This is a genomic window from Brevundimonas diminuta, from assembly GCF_022654015.1.
Taxonomy (GTDB): domain Bacteria; phylum Pseudomonadota; class Alphaproteobacteria; order Caulobacterales; family Caulobacteraceae; genus Brevundimonas; species Brevundimonas diminuta_C.
On record NZ_CP073063.1, the window covers coordinates 3,076,604 to 3,092,374 of the forward strand.

19 protein-coding genes and 1 tRNA gene are annotated in these 15,771 nt (G+C 67.9%); 7 read left to right on the forward strand and 13 right to left on the reverse strand.

The genetic code is table 11. The features are described from left to right. Positions 1-23: 23 nt before the first annotated feature. The 6 genes from rpoN to KAK88_RS15295 form a co-directional block, all read right to left on the reverse strand. Positions 24-1,523 carry an RNA polymerase factor sigma-54 gene (gene rpoN / locus KAK88_RS15270; RefSeq protein ID WP_242077280.1) on the reverse strand — a complete coding sequence of 500 codons (1,500 nt, stop codon included), beginning with the start codon at positions 1,521-1,523 and terminating at the stop codon, positions 24-26. Between the two features lie 279 nt (positions 1,524-1,802). Then, on the reverse strand, positions 1,803-2,594 hold the full coding sequence (lptB, locus tag KAK88_RS15275) for an LPS export ABC transporter ATP-binding protein (protein ID WP_174087076.1): 792 nt from the start codon (positions 2,592-2,594) through the stop codon (positions 1,803-1,805). 29 nt (positions 2,595-2,623) lie between these two features. Next, entirely contained in the window at positions 2,624-3,118 is a 495-nt protein-coding gene (locus KAK88_RS15280; RefSeq protein ID WP_242077281.1) for an LptA/OstA family protein, read from the reverse strand. Then, positions 3,115-3,774, reverse strand: coding sequence for an LPS export ABC transporter periplasmic protein LptC (gene lptC, locus KAK88_RS15285; protein WP_242077282.1), 660 nt, complete (start codon positions 3,772-3,774; stop codon positions 3,115-3,117). Before lptC ends, KAK88_RS15280 begins: the two co-directional genes overlap by 4 nt. A gap of 7 nt (positions 3,775-3,781) precedes the next feature. Beyond that, positions 3,782-4,396 (reverse strand): ribonuclease D, encoded by a 615-nt coding sequence (locus tag KAK88_RS15290; protein ID WP_242077283.1) that lies wholly within the window; start codon positions 4,394-4,396, stop codon positions 3,782-3,784. A gap of 201 nt (positions 4,397-4,597) precedes the next feature. Then, a tRNA-Leu gene (locus KAK88_RS15295) sits at positions 4,598-4,684 on the reverse strand. 224 nt (positions 4,685-4,908) lie between these two features. Between KAK88_RS15295 and KAK88_RS15300 the strand changes: the two genes are divergently transcribed. From KAK88_RS15300 to KAK88_RS15310, 3 genes are all read left to right on the forward strand, one after another. Beyond that, positions 4,909-5,769 carry a WecB/TagA/CpsF family glycosyltransferase gene (locus KAK88_RS15300; protein WP_242077284.1) on the forward strand — a complete coding sequence of 287 codons (861 nt, stop codon included), beginning with the start codon at positions 4,909-4,911 and terminating at the stop codon, positions 5,767-5,769. Between the two features lie 99 nt (positions 5,770-5,868). Further along, positions 5,869-7,200 (forward strand): FAD/NAD(P)-binding protein, encoded by a 1,332-nt coding sequence (locus tag KAK88_RS15305; RefSeq protein WP_242077285.1) that lies wholly within the window; start codon positions 5,869-5,871, stop codon positions 7,198-7,200. A 50-nt stretch (positions 7,201-7,250) separates the two neighbouring features. Continuing rightward, positions 7,251-7,793 carry a polysaccharide biosynthesis/export family protein gene (locus KAK88_RS15310; RefSeq protein ID WP_242077286.1) on the forward strand — a complete coding sequence of 181 codons (543 nt, stop codon included), beginning with the start codon at positions 7,251-7,253 and terminating at the stop codon, positions 7,791-7,793. Positions 7,794-7,800: 7 nt separating this feature from the next. Here KAK88_RS15310 and KAK88_RS15315 read toward each other — a convergent pair whose 3' ends face one another. Genes KAK88_RS15315 through flgB form a run of 3 tightly spaced genes read right to left on the reverse strand, consistent with a single transcriptional unit; the run spans position 7,801 to position 8,963 of the window. Beyond that, complete coding sequence (locus KAK88_RS15315; RefSeq protein WP_242077287.1) at positions 7,801-8,103, reverse strand: flagellar hook-basal body complex protein FliE; 303 nt, start codon at positions 8,101-8,103, stop codon at positions 7,801-7,803. 10 nt (positions 8,104-8,113) lie between these two features. After that, a complete protein-coding gene (flgC, locus tag KAK88_RS15320) occupies positions 8,114-8,533 on the reverse strand; it encodes a flagellar basal body rod protein FlgC (protein WP_369796239.1) in 420 nt (139 codons plus the stop codon). 25 nt (positions 8,534-8,558) lie between these two features. Beyond that, positions 8,559-8,963, reverse strand: coding sequence for a flagellar basal body rod protein FlgB (flgB, locus tag KAK88_RS15325; protein ID WP_242077288.1), 405 nt, complete (start codon positions 8,961-8,963; stop codon positions 8,559-8,561). Positions 8,964-9,108: 145 nt separating this feature from the next. Here flgB and KAK88_RS15330 point away from each other — a divergent pair, with 145 nt between their 5' ends. From KAK88_RS15330 to KAK88_RS15340, 3 genes are all read left to right on the forward strand, one after another. Continuing rightward, complete coding sequence (locus KAK88_RS15330) at positions 9,109-9,399, forward strand: FliO/MopB family protein (protein WP_242077289.1); 291 nt, start codon at positions 9,109-9,111, stop codon at positions 9,397-9,399. Then, positions 9,396-10,208: a flagellar type III secretion system pore protein FliP gene (gene fliP, locus KAK88_RS15335; RefSeq protein ID WP_242077290.1), complete on the forward strand. Its 813-nt coding sequence runs from the start codon at positions 9,396-9,398 to the stop codon at positions 10,206-10,208. The genes KAK88_RS15330 and fliP overlap by 4 nt, the downstream gene beginning before the upstream one ends. A gap of 114 nt (positions 10,209-10,322) precedes the next feature. Continuing rightward, positions 10,323-10,601: an HU family DNA-binding protein gene (locus KAK88_RS15340; RefSeq protein ID WP_017506838.1), complete on the forward strand. Its 279-nt coding sequence runs from the start codon at positions 10,323-10,325 to the stop codon at positions 10,599-10,601. Positions 10,602-10,679: 78 nt separating this feature from the next. Here KAK88_RS15340 and KAK88_RS15345 read toward each other — a convergent pair whose 3' ends face one another. Then, positions 10,680-13,529, reverse strand: a complete 2,850-nt coding sequence (locus KAK88_RS15345) for a tetratricopeptide repeat protein (RefSeq protein WP_242077291.1) — start codon at positions 13,527-13,529, stop codon at positions 10,680-10,682. Between the two features lie 123 nt (positions 13,530-13,652). Between KAK88_RS15345 and KAK88_RS15350 the strand changes: the two genes are divergently transcribed. Then, positions 13,653-14,042, forward strand: coding sequence for a DUF983 domain-containing protein (locus KAK88_RS15350; protein WP_055753964.1), 390 nt, complete (start codon positions 13,653-13,655; stop codon positions 14,040-14,042). Here the strand turns inward: KAK88_RS15350 and KAK88_RS15355 are convergent. The 3 genes from KAK88_RS15355 to KAK88_RS15365 are packed head-to-tail and all read right to left on the reverse strand — an operon-like array spanning position 14,039 to position 15,752. After that, positions 14,039-14,614 (reverse strand): nucleotidyltransferase family protein, encoded by a 576-nt coding sequence (locus KAK88_RS15355; protein ID WP_242077292.1) that lies wholly within the window; start codon positions 14,612-14,614, stop codon positions 14,039-14,041. The two genes, KAK88_RS15350 and KAK88_RS15355, sit on opposite strands and share 4 nt — an antisense overlap. Continuing rightward, positions 14,611-15,411 (reverse strand): bifunctional hydroxymethylpyrimidine kinase/phosphomethylpyrimidine kinase, encoded by an 801-nt coding sequence (gene thiD, locus KAK88_RS15360; RefSeq protein WP_242077293.1) that lies wholly within the window; start codon positions 15,409-15,411, stop codon positions 14,611-14,613. The genes KAK88_RS15355 and thiD overlap by 4 nt, the downstream gene beginning before the upstream one ends. Next, a complete protein-coding gene (locus tag KAK88_RS15365) occupies positions 15,408-15,752 on the reverse strand; it encodes a DMT family transporter (RefSeq protein ID WP_137722388.1) in 345 nt (114 codons plus the stop codon). The genes thiD and KAK88_RS15365 overlap by 4 nt, the downstream gene beginning before the upstream one ends. Positions 15,753-15,771: the final 19 nt, after the last annotated feature.

Sequence of the window (15,771 nt, forward strand, 5' to 3'; positions counted from 1 at the left end):
GTGGTCACGCTTGGCTGTGGATTTCAGCCGGTCTTCATCATCCGGCGGCGCTCGACCGAGGACGGAATCCTCAAGGCTTCCCGATATTTGGCCACCGTGCGGCGCGCGATGTCGATGCCCGTTTCCTTCAGGATTTCCACGATCCGGTCGTCGGACAAAACGTCGCCCTCGATCCCCTCGCCGTCGATCATGGATTTGATCTTGTGACGGACGGCTTCGGCCGAATGGGTCGATGCGCCGTCCACCGACTGGATGGCGGCCGTGAAGAAGAATTTCAGCTCAAACACGCCCCGCGGCGTGGCGATATATTTGTTCGATGTGACGCGGCTGACCGTGGATTCGTGCATGCCGATGGCGTCGGCGACGGTCTTCAGATTGAGCGGCCTCAGAAACTCGACGCCGAAGGCCAGGAAGGCGTCCTGCTGGCGCACGATCTCGGACGAGACCTTCAGAATGGTCTTGGCCCGCTGATCCAGCGACTTGACCAGCCAGTTGGCCTGGGCGGCGCAGTCGGCGACGAAGGTCTTTTCGGTATCCGATCGCGCGCCGGCCTGGACCAGGCCGTGATAGCGTTTGTCGACCAACAGGCGCGGCAGGGTGTCGGCGTTCAGCTCGACCCGCCAGCCGCCGGCAGGGTCTGGCCGCACATGCACGTCCGGCACGACCGTCTGCGCCGGCTCGCCGCCGAAGCCTGCGCCCGGACGCGGCGTCAGCGCCCGCAGTTCGGCGATCATGTCGGTCAAATCTTCGCCATCGACCTCGCAGACGCGGCGCAGGCCCGCCAGATCGCGCTTGGCCAGCAGGTCCAGATTGTCCAGCAGGGCCGCCATCGCCGGATCGAACCGATTGCGCTCGATCAGCTGCAACTTCAGGCATTCCGGCACCGACCGCGCCATGATCCCGGTGGGCTCAAAGCCGTGACAGACGCCCAGCACCGCCTCGATCCGCGCCAGCGGCACGCCCAGCCGGTCGGCGAACTCGGCCAGTTCCCCGCGCAGATAGCCGCCCTCGTCCGTCGCATCGATCAGGGTCAGGGCGATGCCGTGGTCCGCTGGCGACAGGCCCGCGCTCGACGCCTGGGCCTGAAGATGCTCCCACAGGGTCAGCTCGTGCGCGTCGGGCCGCTCGCCCTCGCCTTCGAACATCTGGCCGCCCTTGCCGGCGCTGGACCAGTCCGACAGCCCCGGCTGAGCCTCGTCGGTCATCCGGTCGCTGGTGCGCTCGCCGGGCGCCGCGTCGCCGTAGACGTCGTCGGAACCGGCGTCCATCGAAGACGCCGCTGCGTCCGCGACCCCGTCGCCGAAGGACATTTCGCTATCCGAAGCCGCCTCGACGCGCTCGACCGGCTCGGGCGTCTCGCCTTCCGGTTCCTCGCGTTGCAGCAGCGGATTGCGCTCCAGTTCGGCCTCGACGAAGTCCTCCAGCTCGAGGTTCGACAGTTGCAGCAGCTTGATCGCCTGCTGCAGCTGGGGCGTAATGACCAGCCCCTGCCCCTGCCTGACCTCTAACCTTTGCCCGATCACGTCCGAAATCTTCCCGCCCGGCCGCCGAGTGGCCCGGAACTTGCTGGGACAGAATGTCGCCGAACCGGTTAACGCGAGACGAACGCGGCCTCAGACCCTTTCGTCATCCTCCGGCAAGCCGCGCCCTAGCGGCGCAGACCGGGGGACCCAGCGGCGCCGCAGGCGATGCCTCAGGCGCACGATGTTGGAAAATCCTGGTCCGCGACAGTTTCGCGCTTTCGCGCGCCGCTGGGTCCCCCGGTCTCGCTACGCTCGCCGGAGGATGACGACACCCGCAGATCAGATGTAGTTTTCGCCCAGATACACCCGGCGCACTTCAGCGTCGTGGATCGCCTCGTCGGACGTGCCTTCGAACAGCACCGCGCCGTTCGAGATGATCGACACCCGGTCAGTGATATCCAGGGTCTCGCGCACATTGTGGTCGGTGATCAGCACGCCGATGCCCTGGCTGGCCAGATAGCGGATCACGGTGCGGATGTCGGCGATGGCCAGGGGGTCGATGCCGGCGAAGGGTTCGTCCAGCAGCATGAAGGACGGCCGTCCGGCCAGCGCCCGCGCGATCTCCACTCGCCGACGCTCGCCGCCCGACAGTGCGGTGGCCCGCGCATGGCGCAGATGGTCGATGTGCAGTTCGTTCAGCAGCCGGTCGGTCTCGGCGCGGATCTGGTCACGGGGATAGTTCAGCTCGACCACCGCCTTGACGTTCTGCTCGACCGTCATGCCGCGAAAGATCGAGGCCTCCTGCGCCAGATAGCCCAGGCCCATGCGGCTGCGCTGATACATCGGCTGGCCGGTGATGTTCTCGCCGTCCAGCCAGATCGCGCCCGAATCCGGCGGGATCAGGCCGGTGATCATGTAGAAGCAGGTGGTCTTGCCGGCCCCGTTGGGACCCAGCAGGCCCGCGACCTCGCCGCGCTGCACCGTCAGGGACACGTCGCGCACGACCTGACGCTGGCCGAACGACCGGGCCAGGTTCATCACCCGCAGGCCTTTTTCCGCAGGCGCGGGCGCTACGGCGGCCGGTTGCGGCCGCTCATCCAGATTCAGGGCTGACAGTTCCTTGCGCGCCAAATGCTCAGGTCCGTGACGGCCAGACGGCCTCAGTTCGAGTTGGGATAGAAGACGCCCTGCACGCGGCTTCCGGCGGCGCCGCGCGGCGCGCCGTCCATGCGGGCGGTCTCGGTGTTGATGTTGTAGACCAGGCGCGAGCCGGTCAGGACGTTCTTGCCCTGGGTCAGGATGACATTGCCCGTCACCACGATCTCGCCATTGCCCAGATTATAGACGGCCCGGTCGCCGCGCATCGATTGGTCCGGCGTCACGAAATAGACGGTCCCGCTGGCCTCGGCGCGTTGCAGATCGCCGCCCTCGCCGCTGACCAGGGTCAGGGTGTCGGCGCGAAAGCGATTGCCGCCCTGCGTCGCCTCGGCCCGGCCGCGCAGGATGATGCGGTTGGGGGCGTATTCGACCGCGTCCGCGCCATAGGCGACGGGCTGATTGGTCGCCTGGGCTTGGGCATCGACCAGGGCCGGCATGCCTACGACGGCCGCCGCCGCGAAGACGGCCAGCGTCTTAGAAATCTTCGTCACGATCATCCGCCTGACCCCTTGGGCGTCAGAACGCCCTTCACCTTGTTGTCGCCTGCGCCGTCAAATACGACGCGCTGTCCCTGATCGTAGATCGCATAGGACGATGCGTTGATGGTTCCAATAGGGCCGGAACCCTGAACGCCCTTTGAACCGGTGACGTTTCCGGTCGAGGTGTCGACCACCGCCTCGGGCGTGGTCAGGACAAAGCCCGTGCCCCCGTCTGAAATGCGCACGTTCGGACCGATCGTCACCGTCTTGGCCTGCTCATCGTAAGTGCCGCCGTCGGCGGTCAGTTCGGTGACCTTGCGTCCGCCCAGGTTCAGCTTCAGCGCCGGGCCGATCAGTTTGAACTTTCCGGTATTGGGGTCGCGCACGGCGCCTTGCGCGCCGACGGTGAAAGCGCGGCCTTGCGCGTCCTGGCCGTGGAACAGGGGGGCGTCCAGCCGGACTTCCTGGCTCTGGCTGGCCTTGCGCTCCACCCCCGACATGACGGTGCGGAACACGGTCCAGGTCAGGGCGCCGCCCGCAAGCACCAGGATGACGATCGGCAGGACACGGCGATACAGCTTCACCCGGCGCGAGCGCGCGCGCCAGCGGGCGCCGGCCAGGGCGACCCTGGCCTCGTCGGCCTCGATACGGGACTGTTCGCCGTGTTCGGTCAAGCGCGCCTCAGCTGTGGGCGAAGATGTCGGTCTCGTCCCAGCCGGCCAGGTCGAGCGCCGACCGCGTCGGCAGGAAGTCGAAACATTCAGCGGCCATTTCGGTTCGCCCCTCGCGCGCCAGCATCATGTCCAGCTTGGCCTTGGCCGCATGCAGATAAAGGACGTCCGACGCCGCATAGTCCAGCTGCGCCTGGCTCAGCGTCTCGGCGCCCCAGTCCGAGGACTGCTGCGCCTTGGACAGGTCCACGCCCACCGTCTCGCGCACCACGTCCTTCAGCCCGTGCCGGTCGGTATAGGTGCGCGCCAGCTTGGAGGCGATCTTGGTGCAATAGACCGGACGCGTCTCGACGCCGAGGTGCAGCAGGAACATGCCGATGTCGAACCGGCCGAAATGGAAGATCTTGGTCACCGCCGGATCGGTCAGCACCCGCTTCAGGTTCGGACAATCATAGGCGGGCCGGTTCAGCCTCACGACATGGGCGTTTCCGTCGCCCGACGACAGCTGCACCACGCACAGCGGATCGCGGCGGAAACGCAGACCCATCGTCTCGGAATCGATGGCGACCTCGGACCCCAGGTCCAGATCGTCGGGCAGGTCGCCCTCATGCAGGTAAACGGTCATGCTCAGGCTCTTACACGGCGAACGCGGCGCGCGAAACGGCCTACAGCAATGCTGAGCGCCGCGCGCCGCAATCACAATGCGGCCTCAAGCAGGAATGCGCCGCGCGCATTCCGATAGGCGACAAAAAACGCCGCCGCGCGCGAGGCGATAGGCCAAAACGAAGAAAGCGCCGCACCGTTCGGTGCGACGCTTTCTGAAAGATGGTGCCCAGAAGAGGACTCGAACCTCCACGGCCGTTAAGCCACTGGCACCTGAAGCCAGCGCGTCTACCAATTCCGCCATCTGGGCCCCGTCGGCACCGCCTTGCGGCGTTTCCATCGGGAAGGCGCGGACCTCTAAGGGAGGCTCCGGGCGGGGTCAACAAGGATTTTTCGCCTTTGCGAGATTTCTTGCGCACGCAGCGCGGCAAGCCTGGCCGCACATCATTTTCGATCCGCGTTCGGTGGCGACTTAATGGGCGCTAAGGCTGTTTTCTAACCCCGTCTTGAGGCCAGGTCGCCTACAAGCGTCTCATGGCGGACCCGTCTCTCAGCCCCCCTGCGCCAGAGCGCTTCGCCACGGAGCGCCGCGCCCGGCCGCGCGCGCCGTTCCGCCAGAACCGCCGCGCCCGCGAGCGGGTCACGATCCTGGGTCAACCGATGGATCTGGTGAAGCCCGACGAGGTGCTGCACCATATTCAGCAGGCGGTGCGACAGGGCGCAAAGAGCCTGATCGCCAATCACAATCTTCACAGCCTGTATCTGATGCAGGAGCGGCCTGAACTCGGCGCCTTCTACGACAGGGCCGATCTGATCGAGGTCGATTCGACGCCGCTTCTGGCCTTCTCGCGCGCCCTGGGCCTGCACAGCCGGGGCTTTCACCGCTGCACCTATCTGGATTGGCGCGACCATTTCTGGAGCGTCGCGAACCGCGAGGGCTGGCGCGTCCTGTCCGTCGGCGGCGCGCCCGGCGTCGGCGACGAGGCGGCTCGCCGGCTGAAGGCCCGCTATCCCGACGCCGACATCGCCATCCACCACGGCTTTTTCGACGCCCGGCCCGGTTCGTCCGAGAACGCCGCCGTCCTGGATCGGATCACGGGCTTTCAGCCCCACATCCTGTTCGTCGGCATGGGGATGCCGCGCCAGGAGTTGTGGATCGCCGACAACTTCGAGCGCCTGCCCGATTGCGTCATCCTGTCGGTCGGCGCCGCCTTCGACTATGAGGCGGGCGTCCAGAACGCGGCCCCGCGCTGGATGGGACGCGCCGGCATCGAATGGGCCTATCGCCTGCTGCATGATCCTAAACGGCTGTTCGTCCGCTACTGCGTCGAGCCCTGGACGCTCCTCCCGCTGGCCTTTCGCGACATCCAAAAGGCCAGAGGTCGCAACCGCTGATCACGTTATTCCTACTGGTCAGATAGATATTTATCGCCATGATCGCTCTGGCCCGGCGCGTGTTATCGACAGCGACGGAAACGGAAAACGGGGGTGCGCGTGCCGCAGCAGAATGGACTGCATGTCGCCATCATCGGCGCGGGTTTCAGCGGCCTGCTGACCGCCGTCAATCTGCTGAAGGCCTCGCGCGATGTGCGCGTCACCCTGATCGAACGGCGCGGCGTTTTCGGTCCCGGCACCGCCTATGACACCGGAAATCCCGGCCATCTGCTGAACGTCCGCCTGGATAATATGAGCGCCTTTCCCGACCAGCCCAGCCATCTCGCCGACTGGTTGGCCGAACAGCCCTCGTGGCGCGCTCAGGACGGCTTCATCACCCGTGGCGTCTATGGCGACTATCTTCAGGCCCTGCTGGACGAGGCGCTGGACGACGCCCCCGACCGACTGAACCTGATCGGCGCCGAGGCTCAGTCCATCGATCGCCAGGACGACAGTTGGCGGATCCTGACCAGCGACGGCGAGGTCGCGACCGATCAGGTCGTGCTGGCGCTGGGCAATCTGGAGCCCGCCTCGCCCCCCGGCGTCGAGGACGCGGTGCGCGCCTCCTCCGCCTATGTCGAAAACCCCTGGCGATTCGATCCCCAGACGGCGCGCGACGCCCGCAACGTCCTGCTGATCGGGTCGGGCCTGACGATGGTGGATGCGGCCATCACCCTGCGCCGACCAGGACGCCGCCTGACCGCCCTGTCGCGCCACGGCCTTCTGCCCCGCGCCCACGCGACCGTTCCGCCCACGCCCTATGTCGGCGCCTTTTCAGGCAGCCCGGCCGAAATCCTGCGTCAGATCCGCGCCGCGACGGCCGAGGCCGATTGGCGCGCCGTGTTCGACCGCCTGCGCCATTCCGCGCGCGACATCTGGCGCGGCTGGTCGCGGGTCGAGCGCAGCCGCTTTCTGCGCCATCTGCGCCCCCTGTGGGACGTGCATCGCCACCGTTTGTCGCCCGGCCCGGCGCGCGACATCCATTCCATGCTGGCCGGCGGGGAGCTGACGATCCTGGCCGGCAAGCTGACCGAGCTGAAAGCGACCGACGTCATAGAGGTCTCGTGGCGTCCGCGCGGAAAGAAACGCGCCATCAAGGAGCGGTTCGATCTGGTCGTGAACTGCACCGGGCCGCTGGGCGTGATCTCCAAGAGCACCGAACCGATGATCCGCGACATCCTGGACAAGGGTTACGGTCGCCCCGATCCCCTGGGCCTGGGCCTGCAGGTCGATGACGAGGGCGGCCTGCTGGACGGCGCGGGCGCCCCCGCGCGCGGTCTTCACGCCATCGGCCCCCTGACGCGCGGCGCCTTCTGGGAAATGACGGCCGTGCCCGACCTGCGCGGCCAGGCCAGCGATCTCGCCGCCCGTATCCTGTCGCACCGCCCCTAGACCGAAACAACCGACGCGTTTAGCCTTCGCACCCTTAACGATCGGGAGCCATGACAGTGGGGGCAAGAAGAGGCATCGGCCTGCTGGTCGCGATCCTGTCGCTAGGCCTGACGGCTTTCACGCCTCAGACTGTCTCCGACTACCGCCTCGCCTCCGCCGACAAGGTACGCATCGACGTCTTCGGCGAGGCGGCGCTGGGCGGCGAGTTCGTCATCGACGCCAACGGCCGGATCGCCCTGCCCCTGATCGGCGAGATCCAGGCCGCCGGCCTGACGGGCGCCCAGCTTCAGGACGCCGTCGCTCAGGCCTTGAGCCAGGGCTATCTGAACCAGCCGCGCGTCACCGCCCAGGTCCTGACCTATCGGCCGATCTACATTCTGGGCGAGGTCAACCGGCCGGGAGAATACCCCTATCTGCCGGACCTGACGGTGCTGAACGCCGTGGCGACGGCTCAGGGCTTCACCTATCGCGCCAACACGCGCCGCGTCTTCGTGCGTCGCGCCGGATCACAGATCGAAGAGGCCCAGCCGCTGACCGCCGATGCGCGCGTTTCGCCCGGCGACACGCTGCGGATCGGCGAACGCTACTTCTGACCCGCTGTCAGATCGGCATCGCCATGATTTCCTTATAGGCGGAAATCACCTGATCGCGGACCGAGATCACCGTCTCCAGCGACGCCTCGGCCGAGCTCAGCGCCGTGACCACGTCGATCAGATTGCCCTGGCCCTGGACCGAGCGGGTCATCTGGGTTTCGGCCGCGCGCGACTGCTGGGTCATGTCGCTCATGGCGTTCTTGACCAGGTCGGCGAAGCCGCCGTCCCCGACGCCGGGCGCCTGGGCTGCTGTCGGCATGGCGCCGCCCTGAACGGCGGCATAGGCCTTGGCGGCCATCATCGGATTCATGGCCTAGTCCTCAGCGTTTGATAATGTCGAGGGTGCGGCTGTCCATCGACCGCGCCGTCTCGATGACGTTCAGATTGGCCTCATAGGCGCGCTGCGCCTCGCGCATGTCCATCGCCTCGACCAGGGTGTCGACATTGGGCCGCATCACATAGCCCTGCGCGTTTGCGGCCGGGTGCGACGGGTCATAGTCCATCTTGAAGTCGCCCTGGTCGGGCCGGACCTCGGCCAGGGTGACGCCGGTCGCCCCATCGACCTCGCGCGCCTGGAAGACCGGAATCTGGCGGCGATAGGGCTCGCCGCCCGGCGTGCGCGCCGTCGACTGGGCGTTGGCGATGTTCTCGGCGATCACGCGCATGCGCGACTGCTGCGCCTTCAGGGCCGAGGCCGCCACCGCCATGGCGCTGTTCGAAGGGGGGATGGGATCAGGCATGGGTCAGTCCTTCTCGGCCATCGGCTCAGGCGCCCGGCCGCTTGGCGGCCATGCGGATCATGGACATGGATTTCTGGTAGAAGCCGATGGCGGCGTCATAGGCCATGCGGCTCTCGGCCATCTTCAGCATCTGCTCTTCGACCACCACCGAGTTGCCGTCCAGCGTGGTCTCCGAATCGGGCGCCTTGGTCGGAGCGAACCGCACCGGCGAACCGGCCGGCGCGATATGGGCGGCATTGGTGCGCACCATCTGCAGACCCCCGCCCGAGCGCATGGCCGCGGCGAAGTCGATCGGCTGTTTTAGATCACGCCCGACGAAGCCCGGCGTATCGGCGTTGGCGACGTTCTCGGCGATGACCCGCTGGCGGGCGTCCAGCCAGCCCAGCCGGCCCTTGATCTGCCCCAGCAGCGGTATGTCGGCGACGCCCATGGCGATCTCCCGTGCGACGCGGATGCGCGCGATGGGCAGAAAATGCCGCCTGGATGGTTAATAGGGGGTTATCTCAACGGGTCGTTAACCGTGCTGGTTAACATTCGCAGTCTAAGCGCGGACTGCGCGGGGCCTTTGCAGCGTCATGAATTTCCTCGATCTCGCCCGGGCGGTCTTCGGCCTGGCCTTCACCCTCGGCCTGATCGGGATCGCGGCCTGGGCTGCGCGCCGCTATGCGCCGCAAATCCTGGCCCGGCTGAACGCCGAGCGCGGCGAGCGCCGGCTTCAGGTCGTCGAGACCCTGGTGCTGGACCCCGCCCGTCGCCTCGTTCTGGTCCGCGTCGATGATGAGGAACGGCTGATTCTGCTGGGCGAAGGCCGCGAACTGATCGAGCCGCGTCAGCCCTCTCTCAGCAAAATGGGAGGCGGCCAGTGAAGGCCGCCGTCTTCGTCAAGCCGACCGGCGCCGAGCTGAAACGCGCAGCCCTGCTGTCGCTGTTCACCACCCTGGTCTGTCTGGCCTGGCCCGTCGCGGCCCTGGCTCAGCAGGCGGCGCAAAGCGGCTCGGCCCTGAACATCGATCTGGGCACCGGCGCCGGCCTGACCCAGCGCGTGGTCCAGTTGGTCGGTCTGATGACCGTCCTGTCCTTGGCGCCGTCCATCGTCATCATGACCACCAGCTTCGTGCGGATCATCGTGGTCCTGTCGCTGCTGCGCACGGCGCTGGGCCTGCAACAGTCGCCGCCGAACGCCGTCCTGGTGTCCTTGTCGCTGTTCCTCAGCGCCATCGTCATGGCCCCGACCTGGCAGGACGCCTATGATTCGGGCATCCGTCCGCTGATGGATCAGCAGATCGAACTGCCCCAGGCCTTCGATCAGGCGTCAGAACCCGTAAAAACCTTCATGCTGGCCCAGGTGGACCGCGGGGACCTCGCCCTGTTCACCCGTCTCTCGAAGATCGACCGGCCCCAGAACGTCCAGGACCTGCCCCTGCGCGTGGTCACCCCGGCCTTCATGATCAGCGAGTTGAAGAAGGCGTTCGAAATCGGATTTCTCCTTTTCGTTCCGTTCCTTGTGATCGATCTGGTGGTGGCCAGCGTGCTGATGTCCATGGGCATGATGATGCTCCCTCCGGTGGTGGTCTCCCTTCCCTTCAAGTTGATCTTTTTCGTGCTGGTGGATGGCTGGAGATTGGTCGCCGGAAGCCTGGTCGAGAGCTTCCAGCGGGCGTCCGGTACCGGATAATCCCCCGCCCCATCTGGCTTTAAGCGTCATCGGCGCTTGCAAAGCGTATGGAAATCCGTGTTGATCCCCCGGTCCTCGCTCGGAATCGGGCGACTAACACTGGAAACGCTTCTTATGACCACTCAAGCCGAACTGATCGCCGCCGTCGCCAAGGACGCTGGTGTTTCGCAGGCCGACGCCGGCAAGGTGCTGACCGCGATCGTCGAAAACATCCACTCGACCCTGAAGTCGGGCGGCGACATCCGCATCTCGAACCTGGGCGTCTTCGACACCGCCGACCGCGCCGAGCGCGAAGGCCGCAACCCGGCCACCGGCGCGACCATCAAGATCGCCGCCTCCAAGGCCGTGCGCTTCCGCGTCTCCAAGCCGCTGAAGGACGCCGTCAACGGCTAAGCCTTTTCGGTCCTGCGATGCAGGACCGGCAATGCACGACGGGCGGGGGTCGCGACGCGATCTCCGCCCGTTTCAATTTCAGGCCGCGCTTTTTGCGTCAGCTTCTTTTCGGAACGCCTGTTTGGCGCTGTTGACCCAGCCGACGAAGGTGTCGGCCTGGCTGGACAGATTGGCGAAGTCGCCTGTCCCCGCCACGCCCGACAGATTGTCGTCCAGCGCGACCCGCAGCGCCGCCGCGGACCGCGCGCCGGGAACCATCGGCCCAAAGCGCCCGCTCAGCCGCTGTAGCGCGGCCCGATCGCCCGCCAGCGAATAGCCGACGCCCGCCCGGATCAGCCAGCTTTCCTCGGCCGGCGTCAGCGGCGTGGTCGCGGTCTTGTGGCGATCGCCCAGCCGCGCCTCATAGATCGGCGCCGCCTCGCCCCACTTCTGCTGCTTCCAGAAGATGTCGGCCCGGACCTCGCGCGCCGGGTTCGACTGATCCCGGTCCAGCACTTCCAGCGCATGATCGAACCGGCCCAGATCCATCAGGGCGCGCGCCTCCAGCGCCCGGCGCTCGCTGTTCATCGCATTAGGCAGCAGGGTGGTGCGCGAGCCCCATATGGCCTGCAACGCCTTCTCCGGCTGGCGGTCCATCAGATAGACGGTCGCCAGATTGGTCGCGACTTGAGCCTTGGCCACCCCGTCCAGACGCTCGTCCACCTGGTGCTTCAGCAGTTCGGCGGCCTGATCCAGCAGGTCCACGTCGATCAGCCGGCGCGACAGACGCCGCACCATCTCGTCGCCATCAGCCCCGATCGGCGTCAGTTCGCGGAAGTCATAGAACAGCGCCAACGCCTGCACCGGCTGCAAACCGTCCGCCGCCCCGTCCAGGAACAGGGCGCGGAAGGCGTTGGCCTGATCCGCCTGCACCTCGGCCGCGCCCGGCACGCCCGCCATCCGCTTGCCCGCGCCGCGCAGGGCGTCCAGCGCCTCGCGGTATCGCCCCTGCTGCAGATAGATGCCCGAAAGTTTGCGCACCACGGCCATCTCGGTCGCATCACCGCGCCAGCGCCACTTCAGCTGTTCCAGCTGGGCCGTCGCCTGATCCGGCGTGATCGCGCCCTTGTCCAGCTCCAGGCTGATGGCGCCCAGTTTCGCCGGCGTCGCGATCCCATCCAGCGGCGCGCGCGCCACGGCCTTGTAGACCGCCAGCGCCCGGGTCTTGTCGCCGTTCAGCTCGAACATCCGCGCCTGCACCAGACGCGCGGTCAGCTGATCGACGGCCGGCGCATCCTGGCTGAAGACATAGGCCAACAGCTGCTGGGCGGCGGCCAGATCGTTCAACTGGATCGCGGCCATGGCGTGGGCCGCGCCGAACCGCGCGCGCCATTCCTTGGGGAAGCTGTCGATGGCCGGGGCGCCGGCGGCGAAGTTGCGACGCGCCCCCTCCCAGTCGCCCATCTCCGAAGCGATATAGCCCAGCCAGACCTTGGTCGCCGGATCGCCCGCCAGAGCCGCACCCGCAAAATCGACCTGGGCCTCTTCCAACCGCCCGACGCCGACGCGCGCCACGCCGCGCAGGCCGCGCACTTCGGGCTCGCCTTGCAGGTTGGGCGCCTTGGCGATCAAGGCGTTCAGCACCCCGATGGCCTCATAGTTCAAGCCCGACCCGACCAGGAACCGCGCCAGCGCCATCCGCGCCTCGATCGGCGCGCGCGGATTGTCCGCCGCCGCGATCGTCTCCAGCCCGGCCGCATCCTGCAGCCGGTGATAGCGGTCCGAGAATCCCGCCTCGCCCGTCGCGGCCCAGGCCTCGTCGATCAGGGCCGGATAGGCCGCCCGCTTGGGCGCATCCGCATTGTGGTCGCCCGTCTCCAGTCCGGCCGCCGGCGACGACAAGGCCAGCCCCTTGGGCCGGCTCAGCGTCACCAGATCACCCGACGCCTCGATCTTCAGGTCGTCGGCCGACGTCTCGACAGCCAGGCCCTGCGCGGTCGGGATCAGACTCAGATCGACCGTGCGCCGTCCGCCGGCGTAACCCTTGCCGGGCGCCAGGGCCGTCACCGCCGCGAACCGGTCCCCGACCAGCGGATCGGTCAGCCAGACCGCCTTGGTCGCCCCGGCCATCTGCGCCACCAGTACCGGCGCGCCGTCGTCGGACCGACCGACCTCGACCCCGCCCGCCGCGCCGTCGGGACCGCCCAGGGTCACGGTCCAGGTCCCGCCCTGCCCCTGCGCCGAGACGCCCAACCCTTCGGGTTCGGCGATCCTCAGAGCCGTATAACCCGGCCCGGCCGCCCACTGGGCGTTCTTGGCCGACCCCAGCGCCTTGGCGCCGCTCATATCCATGCGCGCGGCCGTGTCGAACACCACCCACACCGCATCGCCCCGGCGGAAGACCGCCGCCCCCACCGGCGCGCCCCAGTCGAAGGTCAGGACGGTCTTGCCGCCGGCCGTCTCGGCCCGCACCGGCACCACGGCCTTGGTCGTCTGCGGCGCGGCGGCGTCCCCGCCCTCCGGCGCCTTGCCGGGCGCATAGAGGTTCAGCCAAACCGCCCCGTCCGCGACACCCGAGCGCGCATCCGCGCCCTGTTCCAGCGTCAGGATCAGGTCCGTGCCGCCCGCGCCCGGGCTCGGCCGCGTCTCGACCGACTTCACCCCCGCCGGCGGATCGACCTTCAGTCGCGAGACGTCGGGCGCGGCGGTGGTTCCCAGCCGGACGACGACCTTGTCGCCCTCGCGGCTGACACGCGAGCGCACCCCAATCACACCGCCGAACTCGACCCGCGTGAACTCGGCGTTGGCGCCAATATTGATCGATAGCGGATCGCGCGACCGGCCGACTTCCTGGGCCAGCGGCGCCATCGGCGCAAACACGACGGCGCCGGCCGTGGCGGCGGCCACGGTCGTCTTCAGGATGCGCTTTGTCGGCGAGGCCCCGGACATATCTTCCGACCCATGCCGCACAAGGCCTTTAATCGCGGTTAACCGCCGTTCACCGTGATGAGGGATGGCGTTAGGACAACCGGTCCACGCGACAGCGCCGTTTTAAGCGCCCATAGTCGCCAGATGACCGATTATCCGCGCCTCAGCACCCTGAAGACCGGCCTGGCCTGTCGCTGCCCCCGCTGCGGCAAGGGTCCGCTGTTCAAGGGCTATCTGACGCTGCAGACGGAATGTCCGGAATGCGGGCTCAGCTACGCCTTCGCCGATCCGGCGGACGGTCCGGCCTTCTTCGTCATGACGGCCGTCGGGGTGGTGGGGATGATCCTGCTGATGGTGTTCGACTTCACCGTACATCCGCCGATCTGGGTGCATCTGGTCGTGACCCTGCCGATCCTGGTCGCCCTGTGCCTGGGGTGCCTGCGCCCCTTCAAGGCCTGGCTGGTCGCCGAACAATATGTCCACAAGGCCGCCCCGCCCGAGTTCTCCTCGAACGGCAAGCACGGCCCCTTCTAGGGTTCGACCACCGTCAGCTCGGGCCAGCGCGCCCGCGCGCTGTCGACGGCCTTGGCCCAGCCCCTGGCCACCTGCCGGTTCGGGTTGGGCCGGATCGTCAGGGCGAACACGTCGTCCAGCCCGAACGGCGCGGCGACGCTGAGGCTGTCGTCCGCCTCCAGCCGCACCCCGACCGCAAAGGTCGGCGCCACGAACCGGCCCAGCGCCTCGTCCGTCGAATGCAACGGCGCATAGGGTTCGCCGAACCGGTTCTGGAACCACAGGTGCACCCGCGCCTGGTTGCGGACCTCGACCTGGCTGCGGAACGGTTCGTCGAAGGCGGCGGCGACGCGTTTGATGACGACGTCCTCGGCCTCGTAGGACAGGTCCGACGCGTCGAAATAGGCCAGGTCGTAGTCCTTGACCCCATAGCCCGCCGGTCGCCCCGTCCGGGCGTTCCACACGGCCTGATAGACCGCCCCGGACACCAGCCGCCAGTCGGGCAGGTCCAGCGCCCGCACGGTCGTCAGCACATGCATCAAACCAGCGTCGGCGCGCACGATGGCGGCCAGTTCCGCCTCAAGGTCGCTCATCCCCGCACCGGCCAGCCGTGATCCAGCGGCCCGTGCCCGCCGCCCAGGCCCGGCGCCCGGCGGATCGCCTCGCCGACATAGGCCCAGGCTTCCGCCACCGCGACCTCCAGCGGCCGCCCCATCGCCAGGCCGGCCGCACACGCACTCGCAAGCGTGCAGCCGGTGCCGTGGGTGTGGCGGGTGTCGACGCGCTCGGCCTCCAGCACCGTCTCGCCGTCTGCGGTCATCAGCAGGTCGATCACCGTCGGGCCCGACACGTGCCCGCCCTTCATCAGCACCGCCCGCGCCCCCAGAGCCAGCAGCGCCTCGCCCGCCCGCCTCTGACCATCCAGGTCGTGAACCGCGAACCCCGTCAGGGCCTCGGCCTCCGGCGCATTGGGCGTCAGCAGGGCCGCGCGAGGGATCATCAGGCGCTCCACCGCCTCGACCGCCGCGTCGGGCAACAGCGGGTGCCCGCCTTTGGCCACCATGACCGGATCGACCACCGCCGGGGCATCCGCCTCGTCCAGCAGGGCCGCGACCGTCTCGACCACCTCGACCGAGCCCAGCATGCCGGTCTTCACCGCGTCAGTCCCGATGTCCTCCAGAACCGCCCGCGCCTGGGCCGCGATCAGATCCAGCGGCAGCGGATGGACGCCGTGGACCCCCAGGGTGTTCTGCACCGTGATGGCCGTGATGGCGGTGGCGGCGAACCCGCCCATCATGGTCACGGCCTTGATGTCGGCCTGGATGCCCGCGCCCCCGCCGCTGTCCGACCCGGCCAGAATGAGCACCCGACCTTGATGAAGCGCACTCATGCCGCCGCCCCCGAAAACAGTTTCAGCCCGACGATGCCCGCCACGATCAGCAGGATGCACACGGCCCTGACCGCCGTCGCCGGCTCGCCATAGACCAGGATGCCGACCACCGCCGCGCCCACCGCCCCAATGCCGGTCCAGACCGCATAGGCCGTACCGATCGGCAGCTTCTGCGTGGCGACCCACAACAGGATCATGCTGCCCGCCAGCGCGATCACAACCCCCAGCGAGGTCCACGGCCGGCTGACGCCCACGTTCTTGAGGCCCGAGGCCCACAGGACCTCCAGCAGACCGGCGACGACCAGCGTCGCCCACGGATTGATCGACATCACCCAGGACATGGCGACCAGATGGAACAGG

Bases quoted from the DNA above. Each gene is read 5' to 3' on its own strand.
- KAK88_RS15280 (WP_242077281.1), bottom strand. From the start codon at position 3,118: ATGATCGTGACGAAGATTTCTAAGACGCTGGCCGTCTTCGCGGCGGCG.
- KAK88_RS15290 (WP_242077283.1), bottom strand. From the start codon at position 4,396: ATGACCGTTTACCTGCATGAGGGCGACCTGCCCGACGATCTGGACCTG.
- KAK88_RS15300 (WP_242077284.1), top strand. From the start codon at position 4,909: ATGGCGGACCCGTCTCTCAGCCCCCCTGCGCCAGAGCGCTTCGCCACG.
- KAK88_RS15310 (WP_242077286.1), top strand. From the start codon at position 7,251: ATGACAGTGGGGGCAAGAAGAGGCATCGGCCTGCTGGTCGCGATCCTG.
- KAK88_RS15315 (WP_242077287.1), bottom strand. From the start codon at position 8,103: ATGAATCCGATGATGGCCGCCAAGGCCTATGCCGCCGTTCAGGGCGGC.
- flgC (WP_369796239.1), bottom strand. From the start codon at position 8,533: ATGCCTGATCCCATCCCCCCTTCGAACAGCGCCATGGCGGTGGCGGCC.
- flgB (WP_242077288.1), bottom strand. From the start codon at position 8,963: ATGGGCGTCGCCGACATACCGCTGCTGGGGCAGATCAAGGGCCGGCTG.
- KAK88_RS15330 (WP_242077289.1), top strand. From the start codon at position 9,109: ATGAATTTCCTCGATCTCGCCCGGGCGGTCTTCGGCCTGGCCTTCACC.
- KAK88_RS15340 (WP_017506838.1), top strand. From the start codon at position 10,323: ATGACCACTCAAGCCGAACTGATCGCCGCCGTCGCCAAGGACGCTGGT.
- KAK88_RS15345 (WP_242077291.1), bottom strand. From the start codon at position 13,529: ATGTCCGGGGCCTCGCCGACAAAGCGCATCCTGAAGACGACCGTGGCC.
- KAK88_RS15350 (WP_055753964.1), top strand. From the start codon at position 13,653: ATGACCGATTATCCGCGCCTCAGCACCCTGAAGACCGGCCTGGCCTGT.
- KAK88_RS15355 (WP_242077292.1), bottom strand. From the start codon at position 14,614: ATGAGCGACCTTGAGGCGGAACTGGCCGCCATCGTGCGCGCCGACGCT.
- thiD (WP_242077293.1), bottom strand. From the start codon at position 15,411: ATGAGTGCGCTTCATCAAGGTCGGGTGCTCATTCTGGCCGGGTCGGAC.
- KAK88_RS15365 (WP_137722388.1), bottom strand. From the start codon at position 15,752: ATGTCCTGGGTGATGTCGATCAATCCGTGGGCGACGCTGGTCGTCGCC.